Origin of the sequence: Streptomyces sp. NBC_00670, assembly GCF_036226765.1 — a bacterium.
GTDB lineage: Bacteria > Actinomycetota > Actinomycetes > Streptomycetales > Streptomycetaceae > Streptomyces.
In genome coordinates this window covers 3,040,114-3,056,100 of sequence record NZ_CP109017.1, presented here as the reverse complement: position 1 = coordinate 3,056,100, position 15,987 = coordinate 3,040,114, and the positions used below count along the sequence as shown (strand labels likewise).

Sequence of the window (15,987 nt, the reverse complement as noted above, 5' to 3'; positions counted from 1 at the left end):
GCCTCCAGGTGGGGGTTGCGGCAGGCTTCGACAGTAGGAGAAAGCGCTTTCCGCAAGCGAAGCTAGAGACGGGGGAGTGGGAGTGTCAAGGGTCGCGTAGGTGATTGATATTCAGCAGACTGAACAAACAAGCTGAGGGGGCACCCTGCCGGCTCCCTGCGGGCGCGGAGTTTCTTCCACAGAGGACTCTTTGCGAAGAACCCTTTGCGAAGAACTCTTTGCGGTCTACAGTGCTGCCATGGCCGACATCAGTGAGGAGCCGGGCGCCGGTCCGGACGCCGTTGTTCTCGATGCCCGGGGGCTGCGTGCCCTGGCGCATCCGTTGCGTGTGCAGTTGGTCGGGGTGCTGCGCCGGTACGGGCCCTCCACGGCCACCCGGCTCGCGGAGCGCCTCGGCGTCAACTCCGGGACGGCCAGTTATCACCTGCGGCGGCTCGGCGCGGCCGGGTTCGTCGAGGAGGACGCGGAGCGCGGCAACGCACGGGAGCGCTGGTGGCGTGCCGTGCACCGGACGACGGAGCTCAACGACGCCGGCCTGGCCGACCGCGAGCCCGAGGCGACCCTGACGTATCTGCAGTCCGTGGCCTCCGCCCACACCCTGCGCACCCAGCAGACGCTCGACGAACTCCGGACGATGCCCCGGCCCTGGCGGGACACCTTCGACATGAGCGACTGGGTGCTGCGGCTCACGCCCGAGGAGGCCCTCGCCCTGCGCGGGGAGTTCAGGGCCGTCGTCGCCCGCTACCGCACGGACGGGCCCGAGGCGGCGGCGCGCGCCCCCGAGGGCGCCGAGCGGGTCACCGTCGTCACGCAGCTGCTGCCCGAACTCGACGCGCCCGCCCCGGCGGACGGCCCGGACGGCCCCGGCGGGCCGGAGGAGACCACCGGGACGCGACCGTCATGACGGGGCACGCCCCCGGCATCCCGGCCGCCGGTCCCCTGCCCGGCAGGCGCTCCCCGCGCGCGCTCGGCGGCGTGCTCGCCGCCATGGCCGTGTCGCTGACCGGCACCCGGATTTCCGCCGTGGCCCTGCCCTGGTTCGTCCTCGTCACCACCGGCAGCGCCACCCGGACCGGGCTCGTGGCGTTCTGCGAGATGGCCCCCTACGTCCTGGTCAAGGCGCTCACCGGGCCGCTGGTCGACCGGGCCGGACCGCGGACCGTGTCCTGGACCACCGACCTGGCCAGCGCGACCGCCGCCGTCGCCGTGCCCGTCTGCCACGCCCTGCACCTGCTGTCCTTCCCGCTGCTGCTGGTGCTCGTCGCGGTGATCGGCGCCGTGCGCGGCCCCGGCGACCTGGCGAAGGAGGTCATGGTCCCGGAGGCGGCCGAGCGCGGCGGGGTGCCGCTGGTGCGGGCGACCGGGCTGTCGGGTGTGACCGAGCGGCTGGCCTCCACCCTCGGTCCGGCGGCCGGCGGCGGGCTCGTCGCCCTGCTCGGCCCGCTGGCGGGGCTCGTCGTCAACGCCGGCTGCTTCGCGCTCGGCTCGGTGATCATCGCCGTCATACTGCCCCGAGGCACGGGGCGCGCGGCGGCCGGGGCCCCGCCGCCGGGGACGGCGGAACCGGGCTACTGGCAGCGGTTCGGCGAGGGGTTGGCCTTTCTGCGCCGCGAGCCGCTGCTGCTCACCGTCGTCGTCACGGTGGGGATCACCAACCTGCTGGACGCGGCGTTCGCCACGGTGCTGCTGCCGGTGTGGGCCAAGTCGTCCGGGAACGGGCCCGCCGCGCTCGGCCTGCTCGGCAGCGCGATGGGGGCCGCCGCCGTCGGCGGCAGCCTGATCGCCGCGATGGCCGCGCACCGGCTGCGGCGCCGGATGGTGTTCTTCACGGGGTTCCTGCTGGGCGGGGTGCCGAGGTTCCTGGTGCTCGCCTGCGACGTCCCGCTGGGAGTGGCGGTGGCCGTCTTCGCCGTCGGCGGCTTCGGGATGGGGTTCGTCAACCCGGTGCTCGGCGCCGTCCTCTTCGAGCGGGTGCCGCGGCACCTGCTGGGCCGGGTCCGCGCCCTCGGCGACTCGCTGGCCTGGGCCGGGATCCCGCTCGGCGGGCTGCTCGCCGGGGCGGCGGTGGCCGCCGCCGGGCTCGTCCCGGTGCTGCTCGTCTCGGGCACCGTGTACCTGCTCACCACGGGCCTGGCCGGACTGCGCCCGGAATGGCGGGAGATGGACCGGCCCGGCGGCGAGGCGGCCGTCAGTTCTTCCGGTGGCCTATCAGCCGCGGTTTCGGTTCCAGACCGTCCAGGCCGTGCCACGCCAGGTTGACCAGATGGGCGGCGACCTCGGACTTCTTGGGGCGGCGGACGTCCAGCCACCACTGGCCGGTCAGCGCCACCATGCCGACCAGGGCCTGCGCGTACAGCGGGGCCAGCTTCGGGTCGAAGCCGCGGCTCTTGAACTCGCGGCCCAGGATGTCCTCCACCTTCGTGGCGATGTCCGAGATCAGCGAGGCGAACGAACCCGTCGACTGGGGGATGGGGGAGTCGCGGACCAGGATCCGGAAGCCGTCCGTGAACTCCTCGATGTAGTCGAGGAGCGCGAACGCTGCCTGTTCGAGGAGTTCGCGCGGATGGCCGGCGGTCAGCGAGCCGGTGACCATGTCGAGCAACCGCCGCATCTCGCGGTCGACGACCACCGCGTACAGGCCCTCCTTGCCGCCGAAGTGCTCGTACACCACCGGCTTGGACACCCCGGCCTTCGCCGCGATCTCCTCCACCGACGTGCCCTCGAACCCCTTCGCGGCGAACAGCGTGCGGCCGATCTCGAGCAGCTGCTGGCGGCGCTCCGCACCGGTCATCCGGGTGCGGCGCGGCCGCCGCGGCTTCTCATTGCTGGAGGTGCTGCTCGTGTCGGTCGCCACGGCGACCATCATGCCGCCTGCGCGGTCTCCTCCTTGCGCCGGGCGCGGCCTTCCCCGGAGTTCCGCTTGGAATCGATACGCGAGCGTGACGGCCACCGCACGTCGTACGCCCAGCCGAGCTGTTCGAACCAGCGGATGATCCGCGCCGAGGAGTCCAGCTGCCCGCGCATCACACCGTGGCGCGCGGAGGTCGGGTCGGCGTGGTGCAGGTTGTGCCAGGACTCGCCGCAGGACAGCACCGCCAGCCACCACACGTTCCCGGAGCGGTCACGGGACTTGAAGGGCCGCTTGCCCACCGCGTGACAGATCGAGTTGATCGACCAGGTCACGTGGTGCAGCAACGCCACCCGGACGAGTGAACCCCAGAAGAACGCCGTGGCCGCACCCCACCAGGACATCGTCACCAGACCGCCGATCAGCGCCGGCAGCGCCAGCGACAGCACCGTCCACAGCACGAACTGGCGGGAGACCGCCCGCAGCGCCGGGTCCTTGATCAGATCCGGTGCGTACTTGTCCTGCGGGGTCTGCTCCTCGTCGAACATCCAGGCGATGTGCGCCCAGACCAGGCCCTTCATCAGCGCCGGGACCGTCTCGCCGTACCGCCAGGGCGAGTGGGGGTCTCCCTCGGCGTCGGAGAACTTGTGGTGCCTGCGGTGGTCGGCCACCCACCGCACCAGCGGTCCTTCCACCGCCATCGAGCCGGCGATCGCCAGCGCGATCTTCAGCGGACGTTTCGCCTTGAACGAGCCGTGCGTGAAGTGGCGGTGGAAACCGATGGTGATGCCGTGGCATCCGAGGTAGTAGAAGAAGACCAGCAGCCCGATGTCGAGCCAGCTCACGCCCCAGCCCCAGGCCAGCGGCACGGCCGCCACCAGGGCCAGGAACGGAACGGTGATGAAGAGGAGCAGCGTGATCTGCTCGATCGAACGCTTCTGCTCGCCACCGAGAGTGGCGGACGGGAGGGGGGAGTCGGGCGACGGCTGCGGTGCGTCGCCGATCACGTCGGAACTTGTGGTCATACAGCGTCCCCTGGGGGGTCGAGGATCGTGACAGGTGCCGGGGGGCGGGGCGCAGGTTTTCCTACGGTTCCGTAACCTACGGCAACGTAAGTATGGCAGCGCGTCACCCGGCGGCAAGAGCCCAACAGTCTGCGCGTCCGCATGGACACCTATCCTTGGATTCGGTCGGACAGCGTGGTCCGCTCTGACTTCCTGCCCGGATGCCCGGCCGCCGAAGCGGTCCAGCCGCCCGGCCCGGCCCCGGGTTCCCTCCAGACGAGCTTCAACACTGCAAGGAGCCGCACCTGTGAGCAGTGCCGACGAACAGACCGCGACCACGAACAACGAACTGCGCGCCGACATCCGGCGACTGGGTGACCTCCTGGGTGAGACCCTCGTCCGCCAGGAGGGCCCCGAGCTGCTGGAACTGGTCGAACGGGTCCGCAGGCTGACCCGCGAGGACGGCGAGGCCGCGGCCGAACTGCTGCGTGGCACCGAACTGGAGACCGCCGCCAAGCTGGTGCGCGCCTTCTCCACCTACTTCCACCTCGCCAACGTCACCGAACAGGTCCACCGCGGCCGCGAACTGCGCGCCCGCCGCGCCGCCGAGGGCGGCCTGCTCTCCCGCACCGCCGACCGGCTCAAGGACGCCGACCCCGAGCACGTGCGCGAGACCGTGGCCAACCTCAACGTGCGCCCCGTCTTCACCGCGCACCCCACCGAGGCCGCCCGCCGCTCCGTCCTCAACAAGCTCCGGCGCATCGCCGCGCTCCTGGAGACCCCGGTCATCGAGTCCGACCGCCGCCGCTACGACACCCGGCTGGCCGAGAACATCGACCTCGTCTGGCAGACCGACGAACTCCGCGTCGTCCACCCCGAGCCCACCGACGAGGCCCGCAACGCCATCTACTACCTCGACGAACTCCACGCGGGCGCCGTCGGCGACGTCCTGGAGGACCTCACCGCCGAACTGGAGCGCGTCGGCTTCAAGGTCCCCGACGGCACCCGCCCGCTCACCTTCGGCACCTGGATCGGCGGCGACCGCGACGGCAACCCCAACGTCACCCCCGACGTGACCTGGGACGTCCTCATCCTCCAGCACGAACACGGCATCAACGACGCACTGGAGACCATCGACGAGCTGCGCGGCTTCCTCTCCAACTCCATCAGATACACCGGCGCCACCGAGGAACTCCTCGACTCCCTCAAGGCCGACCTCGACCGGCTCCCCGAGATCAGCCCCCGCTACAAGCGCCTCAACGCCGAGGAGCCCTACCGCCTCAAGGCCACCTGCATCCGGCAGAAGCTGGAGAACACCAAGCAGCGCCTCGCCAAGGGCACCCCCCACGAGGACGGCCGCGACTACCTCGGCACCACCGAACTCCTGCGCGACCTCACCGTCGTCCAGGAATCCCTGCGCGCCCACCGCGGCGCCCTCTTCGCCGACGGCCGGATGAACCGCACCATCCGCACCCTCGCCGCCTTCGGCCTCCAGCTCGCCACCATGGACGTCCGCGAACACGCCGACGCCCACCACCACGCCCTCGGCCAGATGTTCGACCGACTCGGCGAGGAGTCCTGGCGCTACGCCGACATGCCGCGCGACTACCGCGCCAAGCTGCTCGCCAAGGAACTCCGCTCCCGCCGCCCCCTCGGCCCCACCCCCGCCCCCCTCGACGCCGCCGGCGAGAAGACCCTCGGCGTCTTCCTCACCATCAAGCGCGCCCTGGAGGTCTTCGGCCCCGAGGTCATCGAGTCCTACATCATCTCCATGTGCCGCGGCGCCGAGGACGTCTTCGCCGCCGCCGTCCTCGCCCGCGAGGCCGGCCTCATGGACCTCCACGCCGGCTGGGCCAAGATCGGCATCGTGCCCCTCCTGGAGACCACCGACGAGCTCAAGGCCGCCGACACCATCCTCGAGGACATGCTCTCCGACCCGTCCTACCGGCGCCTCGTCGCGCTGCGCGGCGACGTCCAGGAGGTCATGCTCGGCTACTCCGACTCCTCCAAGTTCGGCGGCATCACCACCAGCCAGTGGGAGATCCACCGCGCCCAGCGCCGGCTCCGCGACGTCGCCCACCGCTACGGCGTACGGCTGCGCCTCTTCCACGGCCGCGGCGGCACCGTCGGCCGCGGCGGCGGCCCCACCCACGACGCCATCCTCGCCCAGCCCTGGGGCACCCTGGAGGGCGAGATCAAGGTCACCGAACAGGGCGAGGTCATCTCCGACAAGTACCTCATCCCCTCCCTGGCCAGGGAGAACCTCGAACTCACCGTCGCCGCCACCCTGCAGGCCTCCGCCCTGCACACCGCGCCCCGCCAGTCCGTCGAGGCCCTCGCCCGCTGGGACGCCGCCATGGACGTCGTCTCCGACGCCGCCCACGCCGCCTACCGCGCACTGGTCGAGGACCCCGGGCTGCCGGCCTACTTCCTTGCCTCCACCCCCGTCGACCAGCTCGCCGACCTGCACCTGGGCTCCCGGCCCTCCCGCCGCCCCGGCTCCGGCGTCTCCCTCGACGGACTGCGCGCCATCCCCTGGGTGTTCGGCTGGACCCAGTCCCGCCAGATCGTCCCCGGCTGGTTCGGTGTGGGATCGGGGTTGAAGGCCCTGCGCGAGGCGGGCCTGGACACCGTGCTCGCCGAGATGCACGAACAGTGGCACTTCTTCCGCAACTTCATCTCCAACGTCGAGATGACGCTGGCCAAGACCGACCTGCGGATCGCCCAGCACTACGTCGACACCCTCGTGCCCGACCACCTCAAGCACGTCTTCGACGTCATCAAGGCCGAACACGAACTCACCGTCGCCGAGGTTCTGAACATCACCGGCGGCGAGGAACTCCTCGACGCCCAGCCCGTCCTCAAGCAGACCTTCGCCATCCGCGACGCCTACCTCGACCCGATCTCCTACCTCCAGGTCGCCCTCCTCAAGCGCCAGCGCGACGCCGCCGAGGCCGGCCAGGAACCCGACCCGCTGCTCGGCCGCGCCCTGCTCCTCACCGTCAACGGTGTCGCCGCAGGCCTGCGCAACACCGGCTGACCCGGCCGTAGTCACCGGGCACGGCGGTGCCCCGGCATGCACGTCATGCCGGGGCACCGCCGTGTTCCGTGTCCGCCGCGGCTACTGGAGGGCGACGAACGCCGCCGTCACCAGCACGAGTCCCGTGCCGCCCATCGCCCACGCCGTACGCCGCATGCGCAGCCCGCCCGCCACCACGACCCCGGCCAGCATCAGCGCACCCGCCAGCGGCAGCCACGCGTACAGCATCCCGGCCGGACCGGAGCGCACCACCTCGTCCGTGCCCGGCTTCACCACGACGGTCAGCACCTCGCCCGTGCGCACACCCACCGACGTGTCCAGCCGGACCCTGGCGCGCGCCACCGACCCCGCCGACACCGGCCGGTACGGCCCCGTGCACGTGTCCCGCGAACAGTCCGCCACCTCGACCGTCCCCCGCTCACGCCCCTTGGTGAGCACCACGTACTGCGCCGTCCCCCACGACCCCCACACCCCGCCCACCAGAATCAGGGCGGTCACCACGACCATCAGCGCACGCTGCCCGAACCGCAGCGCCACGGAGCCCCGGGACGATGCGGCGGCGGCAGAAGGCATGGCCGAGATCCTTGGCCATGCCCGCACACCCGGTCAACTCGCGAAGGAGACAAGTCACGAGTTGTACGCGTTCACGGCACCAGTGGCGCCGGTCACCCCGCGCGGGACACGGGCCGCACCGCGAAGGGGACGGGCCGACTCACGAGTTGTAGGTGTTCTGCGCCCGCTCCAGACCCTCCGTCACCAACGCCTCCACCGCGTCCGCCGCCCGGTCCACGAACCAGTCCAGCTCCTTGCGCTCCGACGAGGAGAAGTCCTTCAGTACGAAGTCCGCCACCTGCATCCGCCCCGGCGGCCGCCCGATCCCGCACCGCACCCGGTGGTACTGCGCCCCCATCGCCTTCGTCATCGACTTCAGCCCGTTGTGCCCGTTGTCCCCGCCGCCCAGCTTCAGCCGCAGCACCCCGTAGTCGATGTCCAGCTCGTCATGGACCGCCACCACGTGCGACAGCGGCACCTTGTAGAACTCCCGCAGCGCGTTGACCGGGCCGCCCGACAGGTTCATGTACGACATCGGCTTCGCCAGCACCACCCGCCGGCTGCCCGGACCGGGCGGACCCATCCGCCCCTCCACCACCTGCGCCTGCGCCCGGCCGGCCCGCTTGAACCGGCCCCCCATCCGCCCGGCCAGCAGCTCCGCCACCATGAACCCCACGTTGTGCCGGTTCATGGCGTACTCCGGCCCCGGATTGCCCAGGCCCGCGATCAGCCACGGTGCGGCGGCCTCGTCGGTCGTCACGTCCATCTCTCCTTGCGCTGCGGATGCGGATATGAGGTGCGGGTGCGGACGCGCGACGGCCGCTGCCCCGTGAGGGAACAGCGGCCGGCGCACACGACGACGTCAGGCGGAAGCCGTGGCTCAGGCCTCGGCGGCCTCGTCGCCCTCGCCCTCGCCCTCCGCGGACTCCTCGGCCTGCGCGGCCAGGACCTGCAGCACCACGGTGTCCTCCTCCACGGCCAGCTTGGTGCCGGACGGGAGGGTGATGTCCTTGGCGAGGATGGAGGCGCCGGCCTCCAGGCCCTCGATCGACACGGTGACCGACTCGGGGATGTGCGTGGCCTCGGCCTCGACCGGCAGCGCGTTCAGCACGTGCTCCAGCAGGTTGCCGCCCGGGGCCAGCTCACCCTCGGTGTGCACGAAGATCTCGACGTTGACCTTCTCGCCCCGCTTCACGAGCTGCAGGTCGACGTGCTCCAGGAAACCCTTGATCGGGTCGCGCTGCACCGACTTCGGGATGGCCAGCTCCTGGCCCGCACCCTCGATGTCCAGCGCGATCAGAACGTTGGGGGTACGCAGCGCCAGCAGCAGCTCGTGGCCCGGGAGGGTCAGGTGCACCGGGTCCGAACCGTGCCCGTAGAGCACGCCCGGAACCTTGTCCTCGCGGCGGATGCGGCGGGCGGCACCCTTGCCGAACTCGGTGCGCTTGGCGGCGGCGAGCTTCACCTCGGACATGATGATCACTCCTCGTAGTGGAAGACGGTGACGGAAAACAGTCGGTCACCCGGCCACGAACGGCCTGCTACGAAGAGCGCGTCGATAACGGACAGTCGTACGCATGTGCGACGCACACGCGGACGGCCTCCCTCGCCGAGCAACTCGGGCAGTCTACTCGGCGGGGGAGGCCGCACCCAAAACGATCACGCACTACCGCGTGCGCGGCAGCCGCAGAAACCTCACTGCTCGTCGAACAGGCTCGTCACCGAACCGTCCTCGAACACCTCGCGCACCGCACGCGCGATCGTCGGCGCGATCGACAGCACCGTGATCTTGTCCAGCTCCAGCTCGTTCGGCGTCGGCAGCGTGTCCGTGAACACGAACTCGCTCACCTTCGAGTTCTTCAGCCGGTCCGCCGCCGGACCCGACAGCACACCGTGCGTCGCCGTCACGATGACGTCCTCCGCACCGTGCGCGAACAGCGCGTCCGCCGCGGCGCAGATCGTCCCGCCGGTGTCGATCATGTCGTCCACCAGGACGCAGATACGGCCCTTCACATCACCGACGACCTCGTGGACCGTGACCTGGTTCGCCACGTCCTTGTCGCGCCGCTTGTGCACGATCGCCAGCGGCGCGCCCAGCCGGTCGCACCACCGGTCCGCCACCCGCACCCGGCCGGCGTCCGGCGAGACCACCGTCAGCTTCGCCCGGTCCACCTTGCGGCCCACGTAGTCCGCCAGCAGCGGCAGCGCGAACAGGTGGTCGACCGGGCCGTCGAAGAAGCCCTGGATCTGGTCCGTGTGCAGATCCACGGTCAGGATCCGGTCCGCGCCCGCCGTCTTCATCAGATCCGCGATCAGACGCGCCGAGATCGGTTCACGCCCGCGGTGCTTCTTGTCCTGCCGCGCGTAACCGTAGAACGGCACGATGACCGTGATCGAGCGCGCCGACGCCCGCTTCAGCGCGTCGATCATGATCAACTGCTCCATGATCCACTTGTTGATCGGCGCCGTGTGGCTCTGGATCAGGAAACAGTCCGCACCGCGCGCCGACTCCTGATAACGGACATAGATCTCGCCATTGGCGAAGTCGAAGGCCTTCGTCGGGACGACCCCGACACCCAGCTGCTGGGCGACCTCCTCGGCAAGCTCGGGGTGGGCGCGGCCGGAGAAGAACATCAACTTCTTCTCGCCGGTCGTCTTGATCCCGGTCACAGCACAGTCTCCTCAGAGGTGTCACAGCTGGGCACAGCGAAACGCCACAGCTGGGTGGGGTGCGGATGTGCACTTATCACGGTACGCCGACTCAGACGTACCCGTTTCCGGTCAGCCTTCGTCTCCCGGTCCCCGGGACGCCGACTCCGCCGCCTTCGCGGCCGCGCTCCCGGGACGCTTGCGGGCCACCCAGCCCTCGATGTTCCGCTGCTGGCCCCGGGCCACCGCCAGCGAACCGGGCGGCACATCCTTCGTGATCACCGACCCCGCGGCGGTGTACGCACCGTCCCCGACCGTGACCGGTGCCACAAACATGTTGTCCGAACCCGTCTTGCAGTGCGAGCCGACCGTCGTGTGGTGCTTGTGCTCGCCGTCGTAGTTCACGAACACACTCGCCGCACCGATGTTCGAATACTCGCCGATCGTCGCGTCCCCCACGTACGACAGGTGCGGCACCTTCGTACCCTCACCGATCGAGGAGTTCTTCGTCTCCACGAACGTCCCGACCTTCGACTTCAGCCCCAGCCGCGACCCGGGACGCAGGTACGCGTACGGACCCACCGACGCGCCCGGACCCACCTCGGCCTCCACGGCCACCGTGTTGTCCACCCGCGCACCCGCGCCGACCCGGGTGTCCGTCAGCCGCGTGTTCGGACCGACCTCAGCGCCCTCACCCACGTGCGTGGCACCCAGCAGCTGCGTACCCGGCTGCACCACCGCGTCCTGCTCGAACGTCACCGTCACGTCCACCCACGTCGTCGCCGGGTCCACGACCGTCACGCCCGCCAGCATCGCCCGCGTCAGCAGCCGGTCGTTCAGGATGCGGCGCGCCTCGGCGAGCTGCACGCGGTTGTTGATCCCCGCGATCTCCCGGTGGTCACCGGCCACACAGGCACCCACCCGGTGCCCCGCCGTACGCAGGATGCCGAGCACGTCCGTCAGGTACTCCTCGCCCTGACTGTTGTCCGTCCGCACCTGCTTCAGCGCGTCGGCCAGCAGCTGCCCGTCGAACGCGAACACCCCGGAGTTGATCTCCCGGATCGCCCGCTGGGTGTCGGAGGCGTCCTTGTGCTCCACGATCGCCGTGACGGCACCCGAGGCGCCGTCCCGCACGATCCGGCCGTACCCGGTGGCGTCCGGCACCTGCGCGGTCAGCACCGTCACCGCGTTGCCGTCGGCGGCGTGCGTGCCGGCCAGGTCGCGCAGCGTCCCGCCGGTCAGCAGCGGGGTGTCGCCGCAGACGACCACCACCGTGCCGTCGACCGTGCCGCCGAGCTCCTCCAGGGCCATGCGGACGGCGTGCCCGGTGCCGTTCTGCTCCGCCTGCACGGCGGTGCGTACGCCGGCGTCGACGCCGGCGAGGTGGTCGGTGACCTGCTCGCGGGCGTGCCCCACGACCACGACGAGGTTCTCCGGCTCCAACTCCCGCGCGGCGGCGAGCACGTGACCCACGAGGGAACGGCCACAGATGTCGTGCAGGACCTTGGGTGTGGCCGACTTCATACGGGTGCCCTCACCCGCCGCGAGAACGACGACGGCTGCGAGTGGGGTCTCCCCTGCTCGAGCGGAGCCGAGAGCTTGGGGACGGTTGGCGCTCACGGAATGCCCTTCGGCTTATGGGGTGAGATGGACATCCGCAGGATACCGGGGGGATATGGGGCGAGCATGAGAGCGGGCCCCGGCTTGACAGCCGGGGCCCGAAGCTCTAGGTCGTGTTGGCCGTGGCTCCCCCGCAAGGATTCGAACCTTGTCCTGCTGGTACCAAAAACCAGTGTGCTGCCAGTTACACCACGGGGGACGGCGCTCCAGACCTTACCCGAGACACATCGGGGCCCGGGCCCCGATCTCCTCTCCGTCGGGCGGGGCCGGTCGGGGAAACTCTTCGGAAAAGGCGGGGCGGGCGCCCGTAGGGTGGGGGTATGACCACGACGGGGGAAGAGCGTGCCGGGCCGTCGCCGGGGGGCGGGCCCTGGTGGTGGGACCGGTGGCGTTCGGCGGTGCTGGACGTCGGGCTCGCGGCGGTGTCCGCCGTGGAGTGCACGGCGGAGGGGTGGCCGTTCGCGCAGGACGCGGGGCTGCCCGTGTCGGTGGGGATGGTGTTCGGATTCCTCGCCGGCCTCTCGCTGGTGCTGCGGCGGAAGTGGCCGATCGCCGTCGTGCTGGTGGCGATCGCGATCACGCCGGCGCAGATGGGGTTCCTGCTGGGCCTGGTGGGCCTCTACACGCTGGCCGCCGCCGAACTGCCGCGGCGGATCATCGGGGCGCTGTCCGGGATGTCGTTCGTCGCGACGCTGATCGTGACGTACGTGCGGGCGCACCAGGGGGTGATGCACGGGGATCTGGCGATCAGTGACTGGTTCGTGCCGTTCCTCTCGCTCACGACCGCGCTCGGGATGACGACACCGCCGGTGCTGCTGGGGCTGTACGTCGGGGCGCGGCGGCGGCTGATGGAGAGTCTGCGGGAGCGGGCGGATTCGCTGGAGCGGGAGTTGCTGCTGCTGGCGGAACGTGCCGAGGAGCGGGCGGAGTGGGCGCGCAACGAGGAGCGGACGCGCATCGCGCGCGAGATGCACGACGTGGTGGCGCACCGGGTGAGTCTGATGGTGGTGCACGCGGCGGCGTTGCAGGCGGTGGCGCGGAAGGACCCGGAGAAGGCGGTGCGCAACGCGGCGCTGGTGGGGGACATGGGCCGGCAGGCGTTGACCGAGCTGCGGGAGATGCTCGGGGTGCTGCGCAGCGGGGACGCTCTCGCGGGGCGGGAGCGCGGGGTGCTGGGCGGTTCCGACGGTGTGGTGGAGCCGGTGCCGTTGGCGGCGGTGGGCCTGGCCGCGGCCGCGGCGGCTTCGCGGGTGGACGAGGGGCCGTCCGGCGGGAATGAGGGGACGCCGGAGGGGCCGACGCTGGCGGAGCTGGACGAGCTGGTGGGGCAGTCGGCGGCGGCCGGGATGGTGGTCGATCTGTCGGTGGAGGGGGAGGCGCGGGGATACGCGCCGGAGGTGGAGTCGACGGCGTACCGGGTGGTGCAGGAGGCGTTGACCAACGTCCACAAGCATGCGGCGGGTGCGAAGACGTATGTGCGGCTGGCGCACCGGGCGGCGGAGATCGCGATGCAGGTGGAGAACGAGCCGGCGCCCGAGCCGGAGCCGGGCGCGGTGGACGCGGCCCGGTTGCCGAGCGGGGGGAACGGGCTGGTGGGGATGAAGGAGCGGGTGAGCGCGCTGGGGGGCGTGTTCGTGTCCGGTCCGACGGATGCGGGGGGTTTCCGGGTGTCGGCGGTGATCCCGGCGGGGGCGGCGTCGGCGTAGGGCGGGGTCCGCGGTGTCTGTCCGGTGGTCCGCGGCGCCCGCCGTTGCTGTCCGGTGGCTGCGTGGGCCGGCCGGATGCGGTCCGTGCCGTCCCGTTCAGGCCGTCGTGAGGCGGACCGGTGTCATGCCGGTGAGCAGGGTGGTGAGGCCCTGGTCGAGGTCGGCGCCGAGGTACCAGTCGCCGGTGTGGTCGAGGGCGTAGGTGCGGCCTTCGGCGTCGATGGCGAGGAGGGCGCGGCTGTCGGTCTCCTCGCCGAGGGGGCAGAGTTCGGTGCCGAGGGCGCGGCCGAGGTCGCCGAGGGTGCGGGCGAGGTGGAGGCCGTGCAGGGGGTCGAGGTGCAGGGGCGCGGGGGCGAGCTGGCGTCCGGCCTCCTGTGCGGTGAGCCGCAGGCCGCCGAATTCGGCCCAGGCCTCGACGGCGGCGGGGAAGACGGTGTGCCGGTGGCCGCCGGGCGTGGTGTGGTCGCGCAGGGTGTCGGCCCAGATCTCGGCCTGCTTTATGTCCCAGCGTCCCGGGGTCCAGCCGGCGGTGCGCAGCGCGGCGTCCACGGGGACGGCGAAGCGGGTGGTGGAGGTGCGGTCGGTGTGCATCTGCCTCTCGTTCGTCGAGGACCGGGACATCGGCGCGGGGGAGGGGCGGGGTGTCCGCCGCCGCGTGCGCCGTCGTGCGGTGTGCGTGTGCGTGTGCGTGCGTGTGTGGTGCGGTGTCGGTGGGTCTGCCGCCGGGCAGGCGTGCTTGCTGTGCGTGGCGTCAGTCCTGCTGGGTGGAGTCGACGACGCGGACGCCGAAGTGGGCGCTGAGCGCGGTGCAGGCGTGGCAGGGGGTGGCGAAGCTGCCGTGCAGGGGGTCGCCGTCCTCGCGGATGCGGCGGGCGGTGAGCTTGGCGTGCTTGAGGGCTCTGCGGGCCTCGCCGTTGGTCATGGGTTTGCGGGCGGCGCGCTTGCTGCGGGCGGCGTCGGCGGTGGCGAGGTGCCGGGAGATGAGGAGCGTCTCGGCGCAGCGTCCGGTGCGCCGGTCGCGTTGCCCGGTGGTGAGGGTGTCGAGGAAGTCCTGGACCAGGGGGTGCAGGGTGGGCGGCTGGTCGCCGCGGGCGGCGGTGCCGGTGAGGGTGGTGCCGCGGACGGAGAGGGCGGCGGCGATGGTGGGGAGGATGCCGTCGCGACGGTGGAGGAGGGCGGGGGCCTGTGGTGCCGCGGTGGCGCTCCAGCCGATGCGGGGATCTCCGGACGGGTTCGTCCGGTGTTCCGTCTGTGTCGCGTTCATGGTGGTGTACCCCTCCCTCGCATCCCCCCAACGGGACACAGATTGCCAAACGGTGGGGCCGCTGTGGAAGCTGGGGCGGTGTGACACGCCCGTGTCTCGTCGCAGGGTCACGACGGGGTGACGGCTGGTCACGGTCGGGGCCTTCTCCTCGATTCGCGTCGTCCGCCCCGAGGGCGGGCCGGGCGGAGCGCCGGTGACCGGTGTCGTCGTACCGCATAGGCTGTTGCGACAACGAGCCAGTGCATCACACAGATCGCCGCAGGGGGCTATCGCCATGACGACAGGTCGGCCCGGGCTGGGGGTTTCACCCGGTGGCCACCAGGTGCGGGGACACGCCGTGCCGCCGAACGTGGCCTACGCGGGGCAGGTCGTGCGGTTCCCGGATCCGGTCCGGGCCGCGCGGCACCCCGGTGGGGTGCGGGTGGACGGGCAGGGTTATCCCGACTTCTCGCCGTACGCGCGGGCGGCCGCGGAGATCGCGGAGCCGCCGGAGGGTTTCGGCGTGGACGAACTGCGGCTGACGGACTACGTGTCGGCGAACGCGGCGCTGGCGGCGTCGGGGCACGAGCTGTGGGACACGGTTCCGAACGTGGCGACGCCGCACGGCTGGACCTGGCACCACGTGCGGGGCGGCCGCCGGCTGGAGCTGGTGCCGGTCGAGGTGAAGGCGCTGCTGCGGCACCACGGCGGGATCGCGACGGCGCGGGTGGAGCAGGACAAGCGCGGGACACGGCCGTTGCAGGAGACGCGGCCGGCCCACTTCGGGCTGCCGAAGTCGGCGGTGGCGGTGACGGAGCAGGAGGTGCTGGGGGTCGAGGAGGACCTGGGGTACCGGCTGCCGGGCGCCTACCGCTCGTTCCTGAAGGCGGCGGGCGGGTGCGCGCCGGTGGGCACCGCGCTCGACGCGGAGCTGGGGCTGCTGGTCGACCAGCCGTTCTTCACGGTGCGGGACGAGGCGGCGGTGAACGACCTCGTGTACGTCAACAAGTGCCTGCGGGACCATCTGACCAAGGACTACCTGGGGGTGGCCTTCGTGCAGGGCGGTCTGCTGGCGGTGAAGGTGAAGGGCGAGCGGCTCGGCTCGGTCTGGTTCTGCGCGTACGACGACGCCCGGGACGTGGATCCGTCGTGGTCGCCGGCGGAGCGGGTGGAGCGGTTGCTGCTGCCGTGCGGGGACGACTTCGACGCGTTCCTGGGGCGGTTGGCGGGTTCTCCGCCGGAGTTGGAGACGGTGGCGAATCTGATGGTGGACGGCGGGTTCGCGCGTGCCGTTCCGGTGTCTTCCGCGGGGGAGTGAGGTCGGA

14 protein-coding genes and 1 tRNA gene are annotated in these 15,987 nt (G+C 71.5%); 5 read left to right on the top strand and 10 right to left on the bottom strand.

Features of this window, described 5'->3' with window-relative positions:
* Window positions 1–238 precede the first annotated feature (238 nt).
* Together OIE12_RS13470 and OIE12_RS13465 are read left to right on the top strand one after the other, a co-directional pair.
* Entirely contained in the window at window positions 239–904 is a 666-nt protein-coding gene (locus OIE12_RS13470) for an ArsR/SmtB family transcription factor (RefSeq protein WP_329135059.1), read from the top strand.
* Window positions 901–2,259, top strand: a complete 1,359-nt coding sequence (locus OIE12_RS13465; protein WP_329135057.1) for an MFS transporter — start codon at window positions 901–903, stop codon at window positions 2,257–2,259. The genes OIE12_RS13470 and OIE12_RS13465 overlap by 4 nt, the downstream gene beginning before the upstream one ends.
* Here OIE12_RS13465 and OIE12_RS13460 read toward each other — a convergent pair.
* Both OIE12_RS13460 and OIE12_RS13455 read right to left on the bottom strand, forming a co-directional pair.
* On the bottom strand, window positions 2,189–2,866 hold the full coding sequence (locus OIE12_RS13460) for a TetR/AcrR family transcriptional regulator (protein ID WP_329135055.1): 678 nt from the start codon (window positions 2,864–2,866) through the stop codon (window positions 2,189–2,191). The two genes, OIE12_RS13465 and OIE12_RS13460, sit on opposite strands and share 71 nt — an antisense overlap.
* Window positions 2,863–3,873 (bottom strand): acyl-CoA desaturase, encoded by a 1,011-nt coding sequence (locus OIE12_RS13455; protein WP_329135053.1) that lies wholly within the window; start codon window positions 3,871–3,873, stop codon window positions 2,863–2,865. The genes OIE12_RS13460 and OIE12_RS13455 overlap by 4 nt, the downstream gene beginning before the upstream one ends.
* Window positions 3,874–4,159: 286 nt before the next feature.
* Between OIE12_RS13455 and ppc the strand changes: the two genes are divergently transcribed.
* Entirely contained in the window at window positions 4,160–6,892 is a 2,733-nt protein-coding gene (ppc, locus tag OIE12_RS13450; protein WP_329135051.1) for a phosphoenolpyruvate carboxylase, read from the top strand.
* 81 nt (window positions 6,893–6,973) lie between these two features.
* On the opposite strand, the gene OIE12_RS13445 is transcribed toward ppc, so the two are convergent.
* The 6 genes from OIE12_RS13445 to OIE12_RS13420 all read right to left on the bottom strand — a co-directional run bounded on the left by OIE12_RS13445 (window position 6,974) and on the right by OIE12_RS13420 (window position 11,912).
* Window positions 6,974–7,465 carry a hypothetical protein gene (locus OIE12_RS13445; protein WP_329135049.1) on the bottom strand — a complete coding sequence of 164 codons (492 nt, stop codon included), beginning with the start codon at window positions 7,463–7,465 and terminating at the stop codon, window positions 6,974–6,976.
* Window positions 7,466–7,604: 139 nt separating this feature from the next.
* Entirely contained in the window at window positions 7,605–8,210 is a 606-nt protein-coding gene (gene pth, locus OIE12_RS13440; protein WP_030377478.1) for an aminoacyl-tRNA hydrolase, read from the bottom strand.
* Between the two features lie 114 nt (window positions 8,211–8,324).
* Window positions 8,325–8,918: a 50S ribosomal protein L25/general stress protein Ctc gene (locus OIE12_RS13435; RefSeq protein WP_329135046.1), complete on the bottom strand. Its 594-nt coding sequence runs from the start codon at window positions 8,916–8,918 to the stop codon at window positions 8,325–8,327.
* Between the two features lie 221 nt (window positions 8,919–9,139).
* Window positions 9,140–10,114 carry a ribose-phosphate diphosphokinase gene (locus tag OIE12_RS13430; protein WP_329135043.1) on the bottom strand — a complete coding sequence of 325 codons (975 nt, stop codon included), beginning with the start codon at window positions 10,112–10,114 and terminating at the stop codon, window positions 9,140–9,142.
* 111 nt (window positions 10,115–10,225) lie between these two features.
* Window positions 10,226–11,713, bottom strand: a complete 1,488-nt coding sequence (gene glmU / locus OIE12_RS13425) for a bifunctional UDP-N-acetylglucosamine diphosphorylase/glucosamine-1-phosphate N-acetyltransferase GlmU (protein WP_329135042.1) — start codon at window positions 11,711–11,713, stop codon at window positions 10,226–10,228.
* A 123-nt stretch (window positions 11,714–11,836) separates the two neighbouring features.
* Window positions 11,837–11,912: transfer RNA gene (locus OIE12_RS13420), tRNA-Gln, on the bottom strand.
* Window positions 11,913–12,033: 121 nt separating this feature from the next.
* Here OIE12_RS13420 and OIE12_RS13415 point away from each other — a divergent pair.
* A complete protein-coding gene (locus tag OIE12_RS13415) occupies window positions 12,034–13,419 on the top strand; it encodes a sensor histidine kinase (RefSeq protein ID WP_329135039.1) in 1,386 nt (461 codons plus the stop codon).
* A 96-nt stretch (window positions 13,420–13,515) separates the two neighbouring features.
* Here OIE12_RS13415 and OIE12_RS13410 read toward each other — a convergent pair whose 3' ends face one another.
* Complete coding sequence (locus OIE12_RS13410) at window positions 13,516–14,010, bottom strand: SUKH-3 domain-containing protein (RefSeq protein WP_329135037.1); 495 nt, start codon at window positions 14,008–14,010, stop codon at window positions 13,516–13,518.
* Between the two features lie 160 nt (window positions 14,011–14,170).
* Complete coding sequence (locus tag OIE12_RS13405; RefSeq protein WP_329135034.1) at window positions 14,171–14,683, bottom strand: YwqJ-related putative deaminase; 513 nt, start codon at window positions 14,681–14,683, stop codon at window positions 14,171–14,173.
* Between the two features lie 274 nt (window positions 14,684–14,957).
* Here OIE12_RS13405 and OIE12_RS13400 point away from each other — a divergent pair, with 274 nt between their 5' ends.
* Window positions 14,958–15,980, top strand: coding sequence for an SMI1/KNR4 family protein (locus OIE12_RS13400; protein WP_329135032.1), 1,023 nt, complete (start codon window positions 14,958–14,960; stop codon window positions 15,978–15,980).
* The last annotated feature ends 7 nt before the right edge of the window (window positions 15,981–15,987 follow it).

What these genes read in the sequence shown, in the direction of transcription:
- OIE12_RS13470 (WP_329135059.1), top strand. Translation starts at nt 239, where the DNA reads ATGGCCGACATCAGTGAGGAGCCGGGCGCCGGTCCGGACGCCGTTGTT.
- OIE12_RS13465 (WP_329135057.1), top strand. Translation starts at nt 901, where the DNA reads ATGACGGGGCACGCCCCCGGCATCCCGGCCGCCGGTCCCCTGCCCGGC.
- OIE12_RS13460 (WP_329135055.1), bottom strand. Translation starts at nt 2,866, where the DNA reads ATGATGGTCGCCGTGGCGACCGACACGAGCAGCACCTCCAGCAATGAG.
- OIE12_RS13455 (WP_329135053.1), bottom strand. Translation starts at nt 3,873, where the DNA reads ATGACCACAAGTTCCGACGTGATCGGCGACGCACCGCAGCCGTCGCCC.
- OIE12_RS13445 (WP_329135049.1), bottom strand. Translation starts at nt 7,465, where the DNA reads ATGCCTTCTGCCGCCGCCGCATCGTCCCGGGGCTCCGTGGCGCTGCGG.
- pth (WP_030377478.1), bottom strand. Translation starts at nt 8,210, where the DNA reads ATGGACGTGACGACCGACGAGGCCGCCGCACCGTGGCTGATCGCGGGC.
- OIE12_RS13435 (WP_329135046.1), bottom strand. Translation starts at nt 8,918, where the DNA reads ATGTCCGAGGTGAAGCTCGCCGCCGCCAAGCGCACCGAGTTCGGCAAG.
- OIE12_RS13415 (WP_329135039.1), top strand. Translation starts at nt 12,034, where the DNA reads ATGACCACGACGGGGGAAGAGCGTGCCGGGCCGTCGCCGGGGGGCGGG.
- OIE12_RS13410 (WP_329135037.1), bottom strand. Translation starts at nt 14,010, where the DNA reads ATGCACACCGACCGCACCTCCACCACCCGCTTCGCCGTCCCCGTGGAC.
- OIE12_RS13405 (WP_329135034.1), bottom strand. Translation starts at nt 14,683, where the DNA reads ATGAACGCGACACAGACGGAACACCGGACGAACCCGTCCGGAGATCCC.
- OIE12_RS13400 (WP_329135032.1), top strand. Translation starts at nt 14,958, where the DNA reads ATGACGACAGGTCGGCCCGGGCTGGGGGTTTCACCCGGTGGCCACCAG.